Origin of the sequence: Roseateles saccharophilus (genome assembly GCF_004342485.1) — a bacterium.
Lineage (GTDB): Bacteria > Pseudomonadota > Gammaproteobacteria > Burkholderiales > Burkholderiaceae_C > Pelomonas > Pelomonas saccharophila.
In genome coordinates this window covers 73,073-90,220 of the sequence record NZ_SMBU01000008.1, presented here as the reverse complement: position 1 = coordinate 90,220, position 17,148 = coordinate 73,073, and the positions used below count along the sequence as shown (strand labels likewise).

The 17,148-nt window shown below is 70.7% G+C and carries 16 protein-coding genes; 2 read left to right on the top strand and 14 right to left on the bottom strand.

Annotated elements, in window-relative coordinates; all coding sequences use genetic code 11:
* Positions 1–63: 63 nt before the first annotated feature.
* The 3 genes from argG to EV671_RS09010 are packed head-to-tail and all read right to left on the bottom strand — an operon-like array spanning position 64 to position 2,208.
* Positions 64–1,380, bottom strand: coding sequence for an argininosuccinate synthase (gene argG, locus EV671_RS09020; protein WP_132570979.1), 1,317 nt, complete (start codon positions 1,378–1,380; stop codon positions 64–66).
* Between the two features lie 7 nt (positions 1,381–1,387).
* Complete coding sequence (locus tag EV671_RS09015) at positions 1,388–1,651, bottom strand: GNAT family N-acetyltransferase (protein WP_132570978.1); 264 nt, start codon at positions 1,649–1,651, stop codon at positions 1,388–1,390.
* The gene (locus EV671_RS09010) at positions 1,648–2,208 is read right to left on the bottom strand and encodes a YaeQ family protein (RefSeq protein WP_132570977.1); all 561 of its coding nucleotides are present in this window, start codon (positions 2,206–2,208) and stop codon (positions 1,648–1,650) included. Before EV671_RS09010 ends, EV671_RS09015 begins: the two co-directional genes overlap by 4 nt.
* Before the next feature lie 106 nt (positions 2,209–2,314).
* Here EV671_RS09010 and EV671_RS09005 point away from each other — a divergent pair, with 106 nt between their 5' ends.
* Both EV671_RS09005 and EV671_RS09000 read left to right on the top strand, forming a co-directional pair.
* Entirely contained in the window at positions 2,315–2,980 is a 666-nt protein-coding gene (locus EV671_RS09005) for a hypothetical protein (RefSeq protein WP_132570976.1), read from the top strand.
* Between the two features lie 75 nt (positions 2,981–3,055).
* On the top strand, positions 3,056–5,104 hold the full coding sequence (locus tag EV671_RS09000; RefSeq protein WP_132570975.1) for a M3 family metallopeptidase: 2,049 nt from the start codon (positions 3,056–3,058) through the stop codon (positions 5,102–5,104).
* Positions 5,105–5,150: 46 nt separating this feature from the next.
* Here the strand turns inward: EV671_RS09000 and EV671_RS08995 are convergent, their stop codons facing one another.
* From EV671_RS08995 to EV671_RS27730, 11 genes are read right to left on the bottom strand one after another with little or no spacing between them, the layout of a single operon-like run.
* A complete protein-coding gene (locus EV671_RS08995; protein WP_132570974.1) occupies positions 5,151–5,918 on the bottom strand; it encodes an ABC transporter ATP-binding protein in 768 nt (255 codons plus the stop codon).
* Positions 5,919–5,923: 5 nt separating this feature from the next.
* On the bottom strand, positions 5,924–7,039 hold the full coding sequence (locus tag EV671_RS08990) for a succinylglutamate desuccinylase/aspartoacylase family protein (RefSeq protein ID WP_132570973.1): 1,116 nt from the start codon (positions 7,037–7,039) through the stop codon (positions 5,924–5,926).
* A gap of 2 nt (positions 7,040–7,041) precedes the next feature.
* Positions 7,042–7,728, bottom strand: coding sequence for an ABC transporter permease (locus EV671_RS08985; protein WP_132570972.1), 687 nt, complete (start codon positions 7,726–7,728; stop codon positions 7,042–7,044).
* A complete protein-coding gene (locus EV671_RS08980) occupies positions 7,725–8,414 on the bottom strand; it encodes an ABC transporter permease (protein WP_132570971.1) in 690 nt (229 codons plus the stop codon). The genes EV671_RS08985 and EV671_RS08980 overlap by 4 nt, the downstream gene beginning before the upstream one ends.
* 17 nt (positions 8,415–8,431) lie before the next feature.
* On the bottom strand, positions 8,432–9,211 hold the full coding sequence (locus EV671_RS08975) for a transporter substrate-binding domain-containing protein (RefSeq protein ID WP_132570970.1): 780 nt from the start codon (positions 9,209–9,211) through the stop codon (positions 8,432–8,434).
* Positions 9,211–9,993, bottom strand: coding sequence for a lysine/arginine/ornithine ABC transporter substrate-binding protein (locus EV671_RS08970; RefSeq protein WP_132570969.1), 783 nt, complete (start codon positions 9,991–9,993; stop codon positions 9,211–9,213). Before EV671_RS08970 ends, EV671_RS08975 begins: the two co-directional genes overlap by 1 nt.
* A 26-nt stretch (positions 9,994–10,019) precedes the next feature.
* Complete coding sequence (locus EV671_RS08965; RefSeq protein WP_243655658.1) at positions 10,020–10,973, bottom strand: alpha/beta fold hydrolase; 954 nt, start codon at positions 10,971–10,973, stop codon at positions 10,020–10,022.
* Positions 10,970–11,710, bottom strand: a complete 741-nt coding sequence (locus tag EV671_RS08960; protein WP_132570968.1) for a sulfurtransferase — start codon at positions 11,708–11,710, stop codon at positions 10,970–10,972. The genes EV671_RS08965 and EV671_RS08960 overlap by 4 nt, the downstream gene beginning before the upstream one ends.
* A gap of 24 nt (positions 11,711–11,734) precedes the next feature.
* Complete coding sequence (locus tag EV671_RS08955; RefSeq protein WP_132570967.1) at positions 11,735–12,838, bottom strand: HD-GYP domain-containing protein; 1,104 nt, start codon at positions 12,836–12,838, stop codon at positions 11,735–11,737.
* The gene (locus EV671_RS08950; RefSeq protein ID WP_132570966.1) at positions 12,835–14,850 is read right to left on the bottom strand and encodes an ATP-binding protein; all 2,016 of its coding nucleotides are present in this window, start codon (positions 14,848–14,850) and stop codon (positions 12,835–12,837) included. Before EV671_RS08950 ends, EV671_RS08955 begins: the two co-directional genes overlap by 4 nt.
* The gene (locus EV671_RS27730; RefSeq protein ID WP_132570965.1) at positions 14,850–17,126 is read right to left on the bottom strand and encodes a hybrid sensor histidine kinase/response regulator; all 2,277 of its coding nucleotides are present in this window, start codon (positions 17,124–17,126) and stop codon (positions 14,850–14,852) included. Before EV671_RS27730 ends, EV671_RS08950 begins: the two co-directional genes overlap by 1 nt.
* Positions 17,127–17,148 lie beyond the last annotated feature (22 nt).

Below are 17,148 nucleotides of genomic sequence, written 5' to 3'. Positions count from 1 at the left end.
GCTCCTCAGTGAATGCTGTAGTTTTATACAGTATTCGTCAAAACCCTGCCAGAGGGTGTGCGATTACTCGAGGCGGGGCAGGCCGCCGCCTGCCAGCAGGCCGACGCCGGTGTAGACGCCGAGCTTGCCGCGCGTGTCGCTGATGTCGAGGTTGCGCATCGTCAGCTGGCCGATGCGGTCGGCGGGGCTGAAGGGCGCGTCCTCGACCTTTTCCATGCTCAGGCGCTCGGGCGCATAGGTCAGGTTGGGGCTGCGGGTGTCCAGCAGCGAGTAGTCGTTGCCGCGGCGCAGCTCGATGGCCACCTCGCCGGTCACGGCGCGGGCCACCCAGCGCTGGGCGGTCTCGCGCAGCATGATGGCCTGGGGGTCGAACCAGCGGCCCTGGTAGAGAAGGCGGCCGAGCTTGCGGCCGTTGTCGCGGTAGAGCTCGATGGTGTCCTCGTTGTGGATGCCGGTGACGAGGCGCTCGTAGGCGATGTGCAGCAGGGCCAGGCCCGGGGCCTCGTAGATGCCGCGGCTCTTGGCCTCGATGATGCGGTTCTCGATCTGGTCGCTCATGCCCAGGCCGTGGCGGCCGCCGATCTTGTTGGCCTCGGCCAGCAGCGCCACCGGGTCGCGGTACTCGACGCCGTTCAGCGCGACCGGCATGCCTTCCTCGAAGCGCACCGTCACCTCCTCGGCCTTGACGACGACGTCGTCGCGCCAGAAGGCCACGCCCATGATGGGGTTGACGATGCGGATGCCGCTGCTCAGGTGCTCCAGGTCCTTGGCCTCGTGCGTAGCGCCCAGCATGTTGGAGTCGGTGGAGTAGGCCTTCTCGGCGCTCATCTTGTAGGCGAAGCCCTTCTCCGTCATGAAGGCCGACATCTCGGCGCGGCCGCCCAGTTCGTCGATGAAGGTCTGGTCCAGCCAGGGCTTGTAGATCTTCAGCGCCGGGTTGGTCAGTAGGCCGTAGCGGTAGAAGCGCTCGATGTCATTGCCCTTGAAGGTGCTGCCGTCACCCCAGATGTTGACGCCGTCGGCCTGCATCGCGGCCACCAGCATCGTGCCGGTCACAGCGCGGCCGATGGGCGTGGTGTTGAAGTAGGTGACGCCGGCGGTGCTGATATGGAAGGCGCCGGCCTGCAGCGCGGCAATGCCTTCGGCGACGAGCTGCGCGCGGCAATCCACCAGCACGGCCTTCTCGGCGCCGTAGAGCATGGCCTTGCGCGGGATCTCGTCGTAGTCCGGCTCGTCGGGCTGGCCCAGGTTGGCCGTGTAGGCATAGGGCAGGGCGCCCTTGAGCTTCATCCAGTGCAGGGCGGCGGAGGTGTCGAGGCCACCGGAGAAGGCGATGCCGACCTTCTGGCCGACGGGGACGGATTGCAGGATGGTGCTCATGGATTGCTCACGAAAGATCGCGCCACTCGGGATGGCGCTGGAGGAAAAGGGCGACGTAGCTGCAGGCCGGCACGACCTTCAGCCCCTGCGCGCGGGCCCAGGTGAGGCCGGCCTCGACGAGCTGGGCGGCCAGGCCCTGGCCGCGGCAGGCGTCGGGCACGCCGGTGTGGGTGAAGACGACGCGACCCGGCAGCAGCTCGTAGTCGAGCACGCTGGGCGGCGTGGTCGGCAGCGTGAAGCGCTGCTGCTCGGGCTCGTGCCGGGGCGTCATTGGGCAGGCGTCTTCAGCGCGACGGGGTGGATCTCGACCGACGCGTCCGCGGTCGACACATAGACGCTGCCATCCTGGATGCTGATCTGCAGCTGCATGCTGCGCGCGGCCAGGGCCGCCAGCGCCTGCGATTGCTCGGCCGGGATCTGCCAGACGGCCAGCTTGGGTGCGCGGGTCAGCTTGTTCTCGAGGTTGCGCCACCAGACCTCGGTGCTGGACGCGAAGCTGTAGACGCTGACCCGCTCGCTGCGGCCGTGGGCCTTCATCAGGCGGCGGTCGTCGGGCTGGCCAAGGTCGATCCAGTGCACGACGTCGCCGGTCAGGTCGAGCTGCCAGAGGTCGGGCTCGTCGACGTCGGACAGGCCCTTGGTGAACTCCAGGCGCCCGCGCAGGTCGTCGGCCGGCACATTCAGCGCGAAGGCCAGCACGCGGATCATCAGCCTCTCCTCGGTCTCGCTGGGGTGGCAGGCGAGCGTGAGGTTGTGGTCGCCGTAGACATGGCGGTCCATGTCGGCGATCTGGAGCTGGGCTTTGTAGATGGTGGCTTTGAGCGCCATGAAACGGTGGTTACTAAGGGCAGCCCGCCATTATCGACGCGAAGCCTCGTGGCATGATTCCGGCTCCCGCTTCTGAACCTTCGCAACCCCGCGTTGCGCGCTCGACATGAAACGCATCCTCCTCCCGCTGGTCCTGGTCATCGCTGTCTCTGCCCAGGCGCAGGTCACCACCAACACCAAGGCCAAGGTCGACCCGAAGAACAACAAGGTCAGCAACCCGGTCGTGGAAAAACCCAAGCCCAAGCTGATGACGCGCGACGAACTGCGTGCCTGCATCGATACGCAGGAAGCCAATGGCAAGGAGGCCGAGGCCATCAAGGCCGAACAGGCCTCCTACAAGGCCAACGCCGACAAGCTCAAGGCCGAGAAGGGCACGATCGAGGCCGGCGAAGCCGCGCTGGGCAAGCAGGTCGAAGCCGTGAAGGCCGAGAAGGAAGCCATACTGAAGGCCCACGAGGCGCTGACGGCCGACGCCCCCAAGCTCGAAAAGGCCGAGCTGAAGGCGCGCAACGAGGCCTATATGGCCCGCGCGAACGCCTTCGGCCCGATGGTCGATGCCGTGAAGGCCGCCGATGCCGAGCAGGGCGTCAAGCGCAAGGCCTTCAGCGAGAAGGTCGATGCGCTGGACGCGCAGTTCAAGGCCATCGAGGACCGCACCGAGAAGCACTACGACGCCAACGACAAGTGGAAGGCCGAGTGCCAGAACAAGGCCTACGACGAGAACGACGAGAAGGCCATCCGCAAGGAGAAGGCCGCTGCCGCCGGCAAGTGATCGCCGCGACCTGCTGACCCCCTCGACGGGCCGCCTCCCCTCCGGGAGCGGCCCGTTTCGCTTCCAGGAGACTCCATGACCGCACTTGGCAATCCGCTGCTGCTGGCCTGGCCCCAGGCCCATGGCCTGCCCGATTTCGACGCCATCGCGCCCGAGCACTTCCCGCCCGCCTTCGAGGTCGCGCTGGCCGAACATCGCGCGGAGATCGACGCCATCGCCGCCCAGGCCGAGGCGCCAGGCTTTGCGAACACGCTGGCCGCCTTCGATGCCAGCGGCCGGCAGCTGACCCGGCTGGAGCATCTCTTCTACACACTGGCTGCGTCGGCCACGTCACCCGCCCTGCAATCCGTGCAGCGCGCGCTGGCCGCGCCGCTGGCCGCCCATGGCAGCGCCGTCTACATGCACCAGGGCCTGTTCGCCCGCATCGATGCGCTCTTCGAACGGCGCGAAGCCCTGGGCCTGACGCCGGAGCAGCGCCGCCTGCTGGAGCGCGTGCACCTGGACTTCGTGCGCGCCGGCGCCCGCCTCGAACCGGCGGCGCGGGAACGCTATGCCGCCGTGATGACAAGCCTGGCCGAGCTGAACACCCGCTTTGCGCAGAACGTGCTGGGCGCCGAGAACGGCTACCAGCTGCGGCTCGCGACCGAGGCCGAGCTTGCCGGCCTGCCCGGCTTCGTGCGCACGGCGGCCCGCCAGGCCGCCATCGACCGCGGGTTGATGCAGGAGGGCCTGCACGTCATCACGCTGTCGCGCTCGCTGATCTTGCCCTTCCTCGGCTTCAGCGCCCGGCGTGACCTGCGCGAGCAGGCCTGGCGCGCCTGGGTGGGGCGCGGCGACGACACCGGCGACAGCGACAACCGCGCCATCTGCCGCGAGATCCTCGAACTGCGCGCTGAAGCCGCGCGGCTGCACGGCCATGCCTGTTATGCCGACTACGCGCTGGAGGACACGATGGCGCGCAGCCGGCAGGCCGTCATGGAGCTGCTGGAGCGCGTCTGGCACCCGGCCCTGGCCGCCCAGGCGCGCGAACGCGAGGCCGTGCTCGGCGCGATGGCCGCGGCTGGCGCCACGCATGCGCTGGAACCCTGGGACTGGCGCTTCTACGCCGAGCAGGCCAGGCGCACCCGCTTCGAGCTGGACGAGTCCGAGGTCAAGCCCTACTTTCCGCTGGATCGCATGGTGGCGGCCATGTTCGATTGCGCGGGCCGCCTGTTCGGCCTGCGGTTCAAGGCTCGGCCCGACATCGCCGGCTATCACGCCGACGTGCGCGCCTGGGAGGTCTTCGACTCCGACGACGGCCTGCGCGGCCTGTTCCTGCAGGACAACTTCGCGCGTTCATCCAAGCGCAGCGGCGCCTGGATGAGCGCGCTGCGCAACCAGAGCCGCGCCCTGGGCACCACGCCCGTCATCCTGAACAACAACAACTTCGCGCGCGGTGCCGCCGGTGAGCCGACGCTGCTGAGCTTCGACGACGTGCGCACGCTCTTCCACGAGTTCGGCCATGGCCTGCACGGCCTGCTGTCCAGCGTCGAGCACGAGCGCCTGGCCGGCACCCAGGTGCTGCGCGACTTCGTCGAGCTGCCGTCCCAGCTCTTCGAGCACTGGATGGCCGAGTCCGAGGTGCTGAAGAAGTTCGCCCGCCACTGGCAGACCGACGCGCCCCTGCCCGACGCGCTGCTGGCCAGGCTGCAGGCGGCACGCCAGTTCGGTCAGGGCTACGAGACGCTGCGCTACACGGCCAGCGCCCTCGTCGACATGGCGGTGCACGCGCTGCCGGCCGCACCCGGCGACGTCGTTGCCTTCGAGCGCGACACGCTGGCGGCCTGGGGTCTGCCGGCCGAGGTCGGCCTGAACCACCGGCTGACCCATTTCCAGCACCTGTTCAGCAGTGCCGGCTATGCGGCCGGCTACTACGTCTACCTGTGGGCCGAGGTGCTGGACTGCGATGCCTTCGACGCCTTCATCGAGGCCGGCAATGCGTTCGACCCGGCCGTGGCTGCGCGGCTGCGCGAATGCATCTATTCGAGCGGCAACAGCCGCGAGCCCGGCGAGGCCTTCCGTGCCTTCCGTGGGCGCGACCCGGTCGTCGAGCCGATGCTGAAGGACCGCGGCCTGCTCGCCTAGGGCCTGTTCACATCACGGCGACCTGCTGCCGCGGTGCTAACAGGCCCTACTTGAGGCCGCCCGACAGGAACTGCTGCAGCCGCTCGCATTGCGGCTTCAGCAGCATTTCCTTCGGGTTTCCTTCCTCCTCAACCCGGCCCTGGTGCAGGAAGAGGCAATGGTTGGAGACCTCGCGCGCAAAGCCCATCTCGTGGGTCACGACGATCATCGTGCGGCCTTCGGCGGCCAGGTCGCGCATGACCTTGAGGACTTCGCCGACCAACTCGGGGTCCAGCGCCGACGTGGGCTCGTCGAACAGCATGACCTCGGGGTCCACGGCCAGCGCGCGGGCGATGGCCACGCGCTGCTGCTCGCCACCGGAGAGCTGGGCCGGGTAGACGTTGGCGCGGTGCGAGACGCCCACGCGCGCGAGCAGGGCCTGTGCGCGCTCGACGGCCTCGGTCTTGGGCCGGCCCAGCACATGGATGGGCGCCTCGATGACGTTCTCCAGCACCGTCATGTGGGCCCAGAGGTTGAAGTTCTGGAACACCATCGCCAGGCGTGCGCGCCAGCGCTGCAGCTGGCGGGCGTCGGCCGCCTTCAGACTGCCGTCGCGGTCGCGCACGAGCTTCAGCGCCTCGCCGCCCAGGCTGAGCTCGCCTTCGTGCGGCTGCTCCAGCAGGTTCAGGCAGCGCAGCAGCGTGCTCTTGCCCGAGCCCGAGGAGCCGATCAGCGTGACGACGTCGCCGCGTTGCGCGCTGAACGAGATGCCCTTGAGCACCTCGCGCTCGCCGAAGCGCTTGTGGATGTTGGTGGCTTGGAGTTGGATGGACATTTCTTTCAGGCTCCGAGCAGCTTGCCGGTGCGCAGCGCCTCGCGGCCGGCAACTTTCGCGACACGCATGCCGGCATTCGCGAAGCGCAGGAAGTCGCGCGCGAACAGCAGGCCGTCGACGGGGCTCTTCAGTTCGGTGACCTGGGCCGTGATGGGGTCGATGACATGGGCGAGCACCTCGCCGGCCTTCACGTCGGCGCCGACTTCCTTCAGGAAGGTCAGCACGCCTGCCACCGGCGCCTTGATCGGCATGCTGCCGGCCAGTGGCCGGGCGTCGCCTTTCGCCGCGGGCAGGGCTGGCTTGTCGCCCGCGATCAGGCCGCGCCAGCGCAGGAAGTCGATGATGTTCTTCGCATCGGCGGCGGCCAGCTCGTGGGTCACGTCGGCGGCGCCGCGCAGCTCGACCGTGGCCGACAGGCAGGCCTGCGGGATCGGGAAGCGGCCGGCGAAATGTTGGTTCCATTTCCACCAGACCTGGGAGCTGGCCTCGTCGAAGGGGTTGTCGCCGGAGTCCTGGGCCAGCAGCGTCAGGCGCGCGCCGAGGAAGCGCGCCAGCGGCTCGCAGTCGGGCCAGCAGGGCGTCTCGGCATAGAGGTGCATCACGGCCTGGGCGTCGCAGTGCAGGTCCAGCACGATGTCGGCATCGCAGGACAGGCTCATCAGCGTGCGGCGCAGCGACTGCAACTCGGTGTCTGCCGGCGCGGCCAGCACGGCGGCCTTCAGCGCGCGGCGCAGCAGGGCGACATTGGCCGCCGCATCCGCACCGAGCTGCGGCCCGACGGCGGCGGCGACGGCATCGATCTGATCCGGGTAGTGGCGGTTGAAGTTCTCGCCCGACATGAACTCGAAGCGGCCGAGATGGGCGTGCAGCAGGAACTGGCTCAGGCCGATGGGGTTGGCCACGGGCACGAGGACGATCTCGCCCGTGACCTGGCCGGCGGCCTCCAGCGCGTCGAGCTGCAGGCGCAGATGGTGGGCCACCAGCATGCCGGGAAGTTCGTCGCCGTGCAGCGAGGCCTGGATGTAGGCCTTCGGGCCGCCGGGCTGGCCGTAGTGCAGCGACACGAGTTCACGTTGCGTGCCGGGAGCGGGGGAGAGCAGGGGATGGTGGATGGCTTGCATGTTCAGCGGGACATCATGGGCTTCAGCCAGCGGCCTTCGGCCCAGCGGAACAGGCCGACCAGGCTGAGCGTCAGCACGAGGTAGAAGGCGCCGGCGGTGATGAAGGCCTCGAACGGCAGGTAGTACTTGGCATAGACCATCTGGGCCGCGCCGGTCGTGTCCACCAGTGTGACCGTGCTGGCCAGCGACGTGCCGTGCAGCATGAAGATGGCCTCGTTGCCGTAGGCAGGCAGCGCGCGGCGCAGCGCGGCGGGCAGCACGATGCGGCGCAGCATCAGCCCGCGGCTCATGCCCAAGGCCTTGGCGGCCTCGATCTCGCCGGCCGGCAGCGCGCGGATGCTGCCCGCGATGATCTCGGTCGTGTAGGCGGCCGTGTTCAGCGTGAAGGTCAGCCAGGCGCAAAAGGTGGCCGACGACAGCCAGGGCCAGGCCCAGCTGTCGCGCACCGCGTCGAACTGCGCCAGCCCGTAGTAGATGAGGAAGAGCTGCACCAGCATCGGCGTGCCGCGGAAGGCATAGGTGTAGACCCAGACCAGCCGCGACGGCCAGCCCCTGAACACCGTGCGCACGATGGCCAGGGGCACTGCCAGCAGCATGCCGCCGACGAGTGACAGGGCCAGCAGTTGCAGCGTGACGACCAGCCCGCCGAGATACAGCGGCAGGTTCTCCGCGATGGCGTCGAAGTTCACAGTCGGCCCTCCCGCGCACCGATGGCCAGGCGCCGCTGCGCCCAGGCGAAGAACAGCTCGGAGATGCTGGTGAACACCAGGTAGATCAGGCCCACGGCCAGGAAGAAGGTGAAGGGCTCGCGCGTGGTGCCGGCGGCCTGCTTGCCGCGGGTCATCAGGTCCGACAGGCCGATCAGGGACACGATGGCCGTGCTCTTGATCAGCACCAGCCAGTTGTTGGAGATGCCCGGCAGCGCGTGCCTCAGCATCTGCGGCAGGGTGATGCGGCGCAGTACCTGCAGCGGCGACATGCCATAGGCCAGCCCGGCCTCGCGCTGGCCCGGCGGCACGGCCAGGAAGGCGCCGCGGAAGGCCTCGGTCAGGTAGGCACCGAAGATGAAGCCGATGGTCAGCACGCCGGCGAAGAAGGGGTCGATGTCGACATAGTCCTCATGCCCGAGCATGGGCGCGACGGCGTTCACGGCGATCTGGCCGCCGTAGAACACCAGCAGCATCAGCACCAGGTCGGGCACGCCGCGGATGAGGGTGGTGTAGGTGCCGGCAGTGGCTCGCAGCAGGCGCGAGCGCGACAGCTTGGCCAGCGCGCCGGCCAGACCCAGCGCCGCGGCCACGGCCAGTGAGGAAAGGGCCACGGACAGCGTGACGGTGGCGCCTTCGATGAGGCTGGGTAGAAAGCCGTGAAGCATCGTGTTGGAAAGAGGAATCAGTGCGGAGGGCTGACGAGGTCGATGCCGAAATAGCGGTCGTTCAGGGCCTTTAGCGCGCCGCTGCCGCGCAGCGCGGCCAGCGCTTCGTCCAGGTGCCGGCCCAGGCCGGCGGCGTCGGCCTGGCGCAGGCCAATGCCTATGCCCTTGCCGAAGTATTGCGGCTCGCGGAAGTCGGGGCCGATGAAGCCGAAGCCGCGGCCATCGGGCTTGTTCAGGAAGCCGAACTCCGCGATGGCGGCGTCGGCCAGGGCGGCATCGAGGCGGCCCGACTTCAGGTCGAGGAAGACCTGGTCCTGGGTGCCGTAGCGCACGATCTGGCTGTCCTTGAACACGCTGCCGAGGAAGCGCTCATGCACCGTGCCGCGCTCGACGCCGATGCGCTTGCCGCGCAGCCCCGAGGGGCTGACGTTGAGCCGCGAATCACGCGCCGCGATCATGCGGGCGGGCGAGTAGTAGTAGGGCGACGTGAACGCGATGACCTGCTCGCGCTCGATCGTGATCGCCATCGAGGCCATGATGGCGTCGATCTTGCGCGACTGCAGCGCCGGAATCAGGCCGTCGAAGTCCAGGATGACCGGTAGGCACTGCAGCTGCAGGCGCTCGCACAGCGCCCGGGCCAGGTCGATCTCGAAGCCCTGCAGCTGGCCGTCGCTGCCGACCTCGCTGAAGGGCGCGTAGCCGACGGCAAAGCCGATGCGCAGCCGCTGTGGCGGCTGGGCCAGCGCGGTGCCGGCCAGGGCCAGCGTCGCGGCGGCGAACGCGGAGCGGCGTCGCATCACTGCTTGGTGCGCGGTGCGATGTCGTAGTCGAAGTATTTGTCGGCCAGCTTCTTGAACGTGCCGTTGGCCTGCAGCGCGTCGATTGCGGCGTTGAATTTCTTGCCCAGCGTCGCTTCGTCGGCCTTGCGCATGCCCACGCCGGTGCCGACGCCGAAGATCTTCTCGTCGAGGATGGGGCCGCCGGAGAACGCATAGCCCTTGCCCTCGGGCTTCTTCAGGAAGCCGAAGTCGCCCGCGGGCGCATCCATCAGCGTGGCATCGATGCGGCCGGACTTCAGGTCCAGGAAAACCTGGTCCTGGCTGCCGTAGCGCACGATCTCGCTCTGCGTGAAATGGCCGGCGGCATAGGTCTCGTGCGTCGTGCCGCGCTGCACGCCGATCTTCTTGCCCTTCAGGCCGGCGGCCGTGGCCTCCAGCTTCACGCCGGCCTTGGCGATCAGGCGGGCCGGGGTGTTGTAGTAGGGCTTGGAGAAGCCGATGACCTTCTCGCGCTCGTCCGTGATGGAGACGCTGGCGAAGATGGCGTCCACCTTGCGCGACTGCAGCGCGGGGATCAGGCCGTCGAAGTCCTGCTGCACCAGCGTGCACTGGGCGCCCATTGAGGCGCAGTAGGCCTGCACCAGCTCGATCTCGAAGCCCTTGAGCTTGCCGTCGGGGCCGATCTCGGAGAAGGGCGGGTAGGCGCCCTCGACGCCGATGCGCAGCTTCTTCCACTCGGGGGCCTGGGCCTGGGCGAGCGACGCGGCCAGGGTCAGGGCGAACAGCAGGGTTTTCTTCATGTCGGACCTCTTGGGTTGGACGGTGTTCAGCGGGCGACGTTGGGTAGCCAGTCGCGCAAGGCCGCAAGGGTAGCAGCCGGGTCTTCCTCCTGCGGCACATGGCCGAGCCCCGGGAAAACCACCAATCGACTGCCGGCAATGGCCTGGTGGAAGGCTTCGCCCCAGCGCGGCAGGATCAGGCGGTCCCGGCCGCCCCAGAGGATCAGCGTCGGCACCTTGATCTCGGGCAGGCGCTCCACCGGGCCGGGCGCGAGCTGGTCCATGCGCTGCATCAGCGCGATGCGGTTGCCTTCGCGCAACGTCAGCTCGTAGTAGCGGTCCACCAGCGCGGCACTGACGTGGCTGGGGTCGCCGTAGACGTCGAGCACGCTGGCTTCGATGGCGCGCCGCGGCAGCGCCCAGCGCATGCCTTCGCGCAGCACCGGAATGCGGGCGATGCGAAAGCCCAGCGGCATGGACTCGGACACGAAGTTGTGGCCGGCCGCGTCGATGAGGACAAGGCCGGCGACGCGGGCCGGGTCGGCCAGGGCCAGCTGCCAGGCGATCTCGCCGCCCAGCGAGTTGCCAGCGACGCTGGCCCGCCCGACCCCCAGGCGCGCCAGCAGGCGGCGCACGAAGGTGACGTAGCGGGCGTCGCGATAGTCGCCATCGGCGTTCGGCCCGGAGAGGCCGAAGCCCGGCAGGTCGAAGCTGATGACGCGGTGCGTCTGCGACAGCGCCGTCGCCCAGCCCTCCCAGGTGTGCAGGCTGGCGCCGGTGCCGTGGATCAGCACCAGAGGCACGGGATCGCTGGCCGGGCCCTGGTCGCGGTAGTGCACCAGCTGGCCGTCGAGGTCGAGAAAGTCCGAAGGCGGCGGCGCCCAGCGCGGCACCAGGCTGTCCAGCGAGCGGTCCGGTGCCTTGCTGACGGCAAAGCCCAGCGCCGCCAGCATCAGCAGGATGCCGACGATCTTCAGCGCCCAGTCGCTCCAGCTTTTCACTCGACAGGACTCAGGTCAGGCGCCAACGACTCACGCTCGTCGAAGACGAAGCAGCCGCCGTGGTAATGCGGGCCGCCGGTGTCCTCGAAATACTTCAGGATGCCGCCGTCCAGCTGCCAGGCCCTCAGGCCCTGGTCCTCCAGCACCATGGCCGCCTTTTCGCAGCGGATGCCGCCGGTGCAGTAGCTGACGACGGTCTTGCCGACCAGCTCGTCGCGGTGGGCCGCCAGCGCGGCGGGGAAGTCGCTGAACTTGTGCAGCCGCCAGTCGATCGCGTCGTCGAAGCCGCCGTGGTCGACCTCGAAGCCGTTGCGGGTGTCCAGCATGACGACCTCGCGGCCGTCGTCGTCGTGGCCCTGGTCCAGCCAGCGCGTCAGCGTCGCCGGTGCCAGCGCGGGCGCGCGGGGGGCCCGGTCGGGGCGGATGGCCGGCTGGTTCATGCGGATGATCTCGGCCTTGACCTTGACCTTCAGGCGCCGGAAGGGCTGGGTCTCGCTCCAGCTCCGCTTGGGCGTCAGCGCGGCGAAGCGCGGGTCGGCGCGCAGGGCGTCCACCCAGGCGTTCACGGCATCCGCAGGGCCGGCCAGGAAGAGGTTGATGCCCTCCTCGGCGATCAGCACGGTGCCCTTGAGGCCCAGACTCTCGGCATGGGCATGCAGGCGCTCGCGCAGTGCCGCGGCGTCGGGCAGCGAGACGAAGAGGTAGCAGGAGATGTTGAGGATGGTGCCGGACTGCATGGGGGCCGGATTATCCGTGGGCCATCAATCGGCCCATCTCGACGCGATGGACTGGATCTCGTCCAGGCAGGCGTCCAGCGCCTCGACGACGCGCGGGTCGAAGTGGCTGCCGCTGCCGGCGCGGATGAAGGCCAGGGCCTCGTCGTGGCTCATGGCCTGCTTGTAGGGGCGCACGCTGATCAGCGCGTCGTAGACGTCGGCAACGGCCATCAGCCGGGCCGAAAGCGGGATGGCCGGCCCGGCCAGGCCGTCGGGGTAGCCGCTGCCGTCCCATTTCTCGTGGTGATGGCGGGCGATCTGCTTGCCGAAGGTCAGCATCGGGCCGGCGTCGTCGCCGAGCCGGTCGATGGCCCGCTGCAGCAGGTCGGCACCGTGCTCGGCATGGGTTTTCATGACCTGCCATTCGTCGGCCGAGAGCTTGCCGGGCTTGAGCAGGATGCCGTCGGGTATCGCGACCTTGCCGATGTCGTGCAGCGGTGCCGCCTTGGCCAGTTCGTCGATGGCGGCCTCGGTCAGCTCGGCCGGGCCGTCGGGCTGGGCCGCGATCCAGCGTGCCAGCGTGCGCACGTATTCCTGGGTGCGCTGGATGTGGTTGCCGGTGTCGGCGTCGCGAAACTCGGCCAGGCTCACCATGACGAAGAGGGTGGTGTCGCGCAGCCGCTCGACCTCGCGCTGACGCGCCTCCAGCTCGCCGCTGAGCAGGGCGTTGTGGTGCAGCAGGCGGTCCTCGGCCAGCTTGAGCTGCAGATGGGTGCGCACGCGCGCCAGCACCGTGGTCGGGTTGAAGGGCTTGTGGATGAAGTCGGCGCCGCCGGCCTCGAAGCCCGCGCTCTCGTCCTCGGGCCGGGGCAGGGCCGTCAGGAAGATGATCGGCACGCGGCGTGTGGCGGGGTCGGCCTTCAGGCGGCGGCAGACCTCGTAGCCGTCCAGCTCCGGCATCATCACGTCGAGCACGATGAGGTCGGGCGGCTGGCGGGCGCAGATCTCCAGTGCCTTGGCGCCGCTGACGGCCAGCTGCACGCGGTAGTCGGGCTTGAGGACCTGGGCCAGCAGCGTCAGGTTGGCGGGCGTGTCGTCCACGACGAGGATGGTGGCCTGCGGGACGGCGTGGGGCTCGGGCGGCGTCATGGCTTGTCCTGGGTCTCGCCGCGCAGCGCGGCCTGGGCCTCGTCGAAGTCGAAGCGCTGCATCGCGCCGGCCAGGGCCTTGGCGCGCCGGACCGGCAGCACGTCGATGAAGGCGGACTCGTGTTGTTCCCACAGCGTCAGCGCGTGGCTGTCGGCCTCGCCGAGCAGGGTGTCGAGTTGGTTGATCAGTGCGGCGGGGTCGGCGCCGGTCGTGCCGGCGTCGGCCAGCCGCGCCGGCGCCTCGGCCGGCAGCGGCCGTTCGAGGTCGAGCAGGCGGCGCAGCGTGTGCGGCAGCAGCGGCTTGGCGCACAGCGCCTGGGCGCCCTGGCGCAGCGCGCGTTCGCGCAGCACCGGCGTGTCGAAGGCGCTCAGCAGCACGGTGCGGCGCGCCCGTGGCGGGCCCGTCTCGGCCAACCGGGCGAGCAGTTCGCCGCCCTCCATGTCAGGCAGCAGCCAGTCGACGAGCAGCAGGTCGTGGGGCTGCCCGGCCGGCGTGGCGCCGAGCCGGGCCAGCGCCTGGCTGCCCTGGGTCAGGACCTCGATGCGCGCCGTCGACGCCAGCGCGCGCATCAGGCCCACCAGGGCCCCATGGCCCGCGCTCTGGGCGCCCTGCACGATGACGACGCTGCGCGGCCGGGCGAAGGAGGGGGGTGGCGCCTCGTCGCAGGGCGGCAGCGGCAGCCGTAGCTCGAACTCGCTGCCGCGACCGGGCGTGCTGCGTGCCGTCAGCGTGCCGCCCATGCGCTCGGCCAGCGCCCTGCAGATGGCCAGGCCCAGGCCGGTGCCGCCGAAGCGCCGCGTCGAGCCGACCTCGGCCTGGGCGAAGGGCGTGAACAGGCGCGCCAGTTGCTCCGGCGTCAGGCCGACGCCGCTGTCGCTCACGCGCAGCAGCCAGGCGCCGCCGGCGTCCAGCGAGGCCCTGAGCCTGACCTGCCCGGCCGGCGTGAACTTGACCGCGTTGACCAGCAGCTCGGTGATGAGCTGGGTCAGCCGCGCCGCATCGCCGTGCCGGCTGCCGGCGGCGCCCAGCAGCTCGGGCGCGGCGATCTCGCACAGCAGCTCCAGCTGCTTGGCCTGGGCCTCCGGCCGCACTGCGTCGAAGGCGCTGCCGAGCAACTGCTCCAGGCGCAGCGGCTCGGCCGCGAGCTGCATGCGGCCGGCGTCGAGGTCGGCATAGTCGAGCAGGCTGTCGATGAGCTTGACGAGGCTTTCGCCAGCCCTTGCCACCTGCTCCAGCTGGCCGCGCTGCTCGGTCGGCAGCCGCCCGCCCAGCAGCAGCCGGGTCTGGCCGAGCACGATGTTCATCGGTGTGCGGATCTCGTGGCCGATGGTGGCGAGGAAGTCGGACTTGGCCCGCGAGGCGGCCTCGGCTGCGGCGCGCGAGCGCTCCAGCTCGGCCAGGCGGGCGTTGACGAGGTCGTCCGCGGTGGCCGGGCCGGGCGCGACAGGGGCAAGCCGGGTCAACCGGGCGAGCTGGCGCGACAGGCCCCACAGCGCCAGGCAGAACATCAGCTGGCACAGCGCCAGGTTGGCAAGCAGCGGCCAGGCGGCGAACAGCCATTGCGGCGGATGGCCGGCGAAGCGCAGCAGCGCGGGCGGCGCCAGCATCAGCACCAGCAGTGCCTGCGAGATGAGCAGGGCCTGGCCGGCACGCCAGGTCATGAACAGCAGCAGGCAGCCGCCCAGCGTCCACGGCGCGAAGATGCCCAATGTGTAGAGGCTGGGGCCGGGGTCGGGCCGCAGCGTGAGGGCCAGCAGGTCGAGGCTGAAATACAGAGCCAGCAGCGTGACACCGCTGCGCTGCCAGTAGCGCAGCTGCTGCGGCCGGCGCCAGGCGAGGGCGGTCAGCACCGAGAAAGCCGCGGCGAGGCAGGGGTAGCCTATGCGGTCGTTGGCGTCGATGACGCCCAGCAGCGCCTCGCTGCCCCAGGCGCCGAGCACGGACGCGACGATGACGGCGAACAGCCAGCGCGTGCCGACCGGGCCGAGCACGACGAAGCTGGCGCCGGCCATCAGGCGGCCTCCCGCAGCGCGGCGGCGGCGGCGTCGAAGTCCAGCGCGGCCAGGGCCTGCTCGACACGCCGGGCGGTGGCGGCGTCCAGGCCGCTGTGCGCGCCGTGAGCCTGCCACCAGTCGAGTGCGCGGCTGTCGCTCTGGCCGAGCAGGGCGCGCAGCTCGGCCAGGTCGCCCGGGCCGCTTGCGGGCGGCGTGGCGCCGGCGTCGCCGTCGCGGGCCAGCAGCGCGCGGATTTCGTCGAGCAGGGCCGTCAGCGCGACCTCCACGCGGCCCAACTGGCCGCCGGCCGCAGCGGCGTCTGCCTGCAGCGCGCTGCGCTCCAGCGCCAGCGCCAGATGATGCAGGGGCCGGGCGCCGAGCGTGGCGGCCAGCCCCTGCAGCGTGTGGGCGGCGCGGCGCAGCTCGCTCCACTCGCCGCCGGCCAGCCAGCCGGCCCAGGCCGCGAGGCCGCCGGCGTATTGGTCCGCGAAGCCCCGCAGCGTGCGGCGGTAGAGCTGCGTCTGGCCGCTGAACTGGCGCAGGCCCATGCCCATGTCCAGCACGGGGGCCGCAGGCTCGGGCGGCGCGGCGGGCAGATACCGCTGCAGTTCGCGCACCAGCCGGGCCACGTCCAGCGGCTTGGCGATGTGGCCCTGCATGCCGGCGGCCAGGCATTCGGCGCGCTCCTCGGGCAGCGCATGGGCCGTCATCGCCAGCACCGGCAGGGCCTCGAAGCCGGCCAGCTCGCGCAGCCGGCGCGTCGCGCCGAGGCCGTCGAGCACGGGCATCTGCAGGTCCATCAGCACGAGGTCGTAGGCCGCGGGGCCGAGGGCCACCAGCCGCTCCAGCCCCTCCTGGCCGTTGCCCGCGACGTCGACCCGGGCGCCGCGGCTGCCGAGCAGGCGCAGCGCGATCTCCTGGTTGATGGGATGGTCCTCGACGAGCAGCACGCGCAGCCCGGCCAGGGCCTGGCCGTCGGCCGCTGCGCCGCGCTCGTCGGGTGCGTCGTCGAACAGGCGGCGCAGCTCGCCTGGCAGCAGCGGCTTGGGGCAGAGCGCGCGGGCGCCGAAGGCGCGCGCCTGGGCCGGGCCGTCGTCCTGGCCGGGCGGGCTCAGCACGGCGATACGCAGGGCCGGGTGGTCGCGGCGCAGCTGCGCGAGCAACTCGGCGCCGGTCGGGCCGGGGCCGGGCAGCTGCCAGTCCAGCAGCAGCCAGTCGAAGGCCCGGCCTTCCTGGCGCGCCCCCTCCAGCGCGGCCAGCGTGGCGGCGACATCGGTGCTGGCGCCCACGGAGCCGGCCAGGCCGAGATGGCTCAGCAGGGCCAGCGTGGCCTCGCGGCTGTCGGCGCAGGCCTTGGCGAGCAGCACGCGCCGGGGCTTCAGCGCCGCCGGCACGGCAGCGCCGGCCTGCAGCGGCAGGGCCAGGCGGACCTCGAAGCTGCTGCCGCGGCCGAGGATGCTCTGTGCGCTCAGGCTGCCGCCCATCAGCTCGACGAGCTGGCGCGTGACGACCAGGCCCAGGCTCGTGCCGCCCTGGGGCACCTGCCACAGGCCGGCCAGCTGCCCGGCGCTCATGCCCACGCCGCTGTCGTTCACGGTGAGGACCAGGGGCACGCGCCCCGCGGCGTCGGTGGGCTCGGCGCCCAGGCGCAGCAGGACCTGGCCCGCCGGCGTGAACTTGAGGGCGTTGGACAGCAGGTGCACGAGTACCTGCTGCAGGCGCTGGGCGTCGCCGCGCAGCTGGCCGCGCTGGCCCAGCAGGCTGGCGTCGGCCCAGTCGCAGATGAGGGTGACGGCCGGGTTGCGGTGCAGGCGCCGTACCAGCTCGACGGCCTGGGTCACCGCGTCCTCCAGCCGCAGCGGCAGGGCGGCGATCTCCAGCTGGCCGGCCTCGATCCTGGCCACGTCCAGCGCGTCGTTGATGAGGCCGAGCAGGCTGCGCGAGGCGGCGTCGGCCTTGTCCAGCAGCTCGCGCTGCTCGGGCGTGAGCTGGGTCTGCAGCGCCAGCTGGGTCATGCCCATGATGGCGTTCATCGGTGTGCGGACCTGATGGCTGATCTGGACCAGGAAGCGGGCCCTGGCCTCGCCGTCGGCATGACGGGCCTGCGCTGCGTCGCGGCGGCGCAGCGCGGCGGCACACAGCGCCGGCAGGGGCAGCAGCAGCAGGGTGACGGCCAGTGCGGCGTCGACCGCCGCGCCGCCGCTGCCGCGCAGGCTCAGCAACAGGGCCAGCAGCGCCAGCAGCGCCGCCATGGCAAACCAGAGGAGACCGAGCGTGAGCGTGCGCTGGGGCATGGGCGGTAGCGTGGTACCCGCC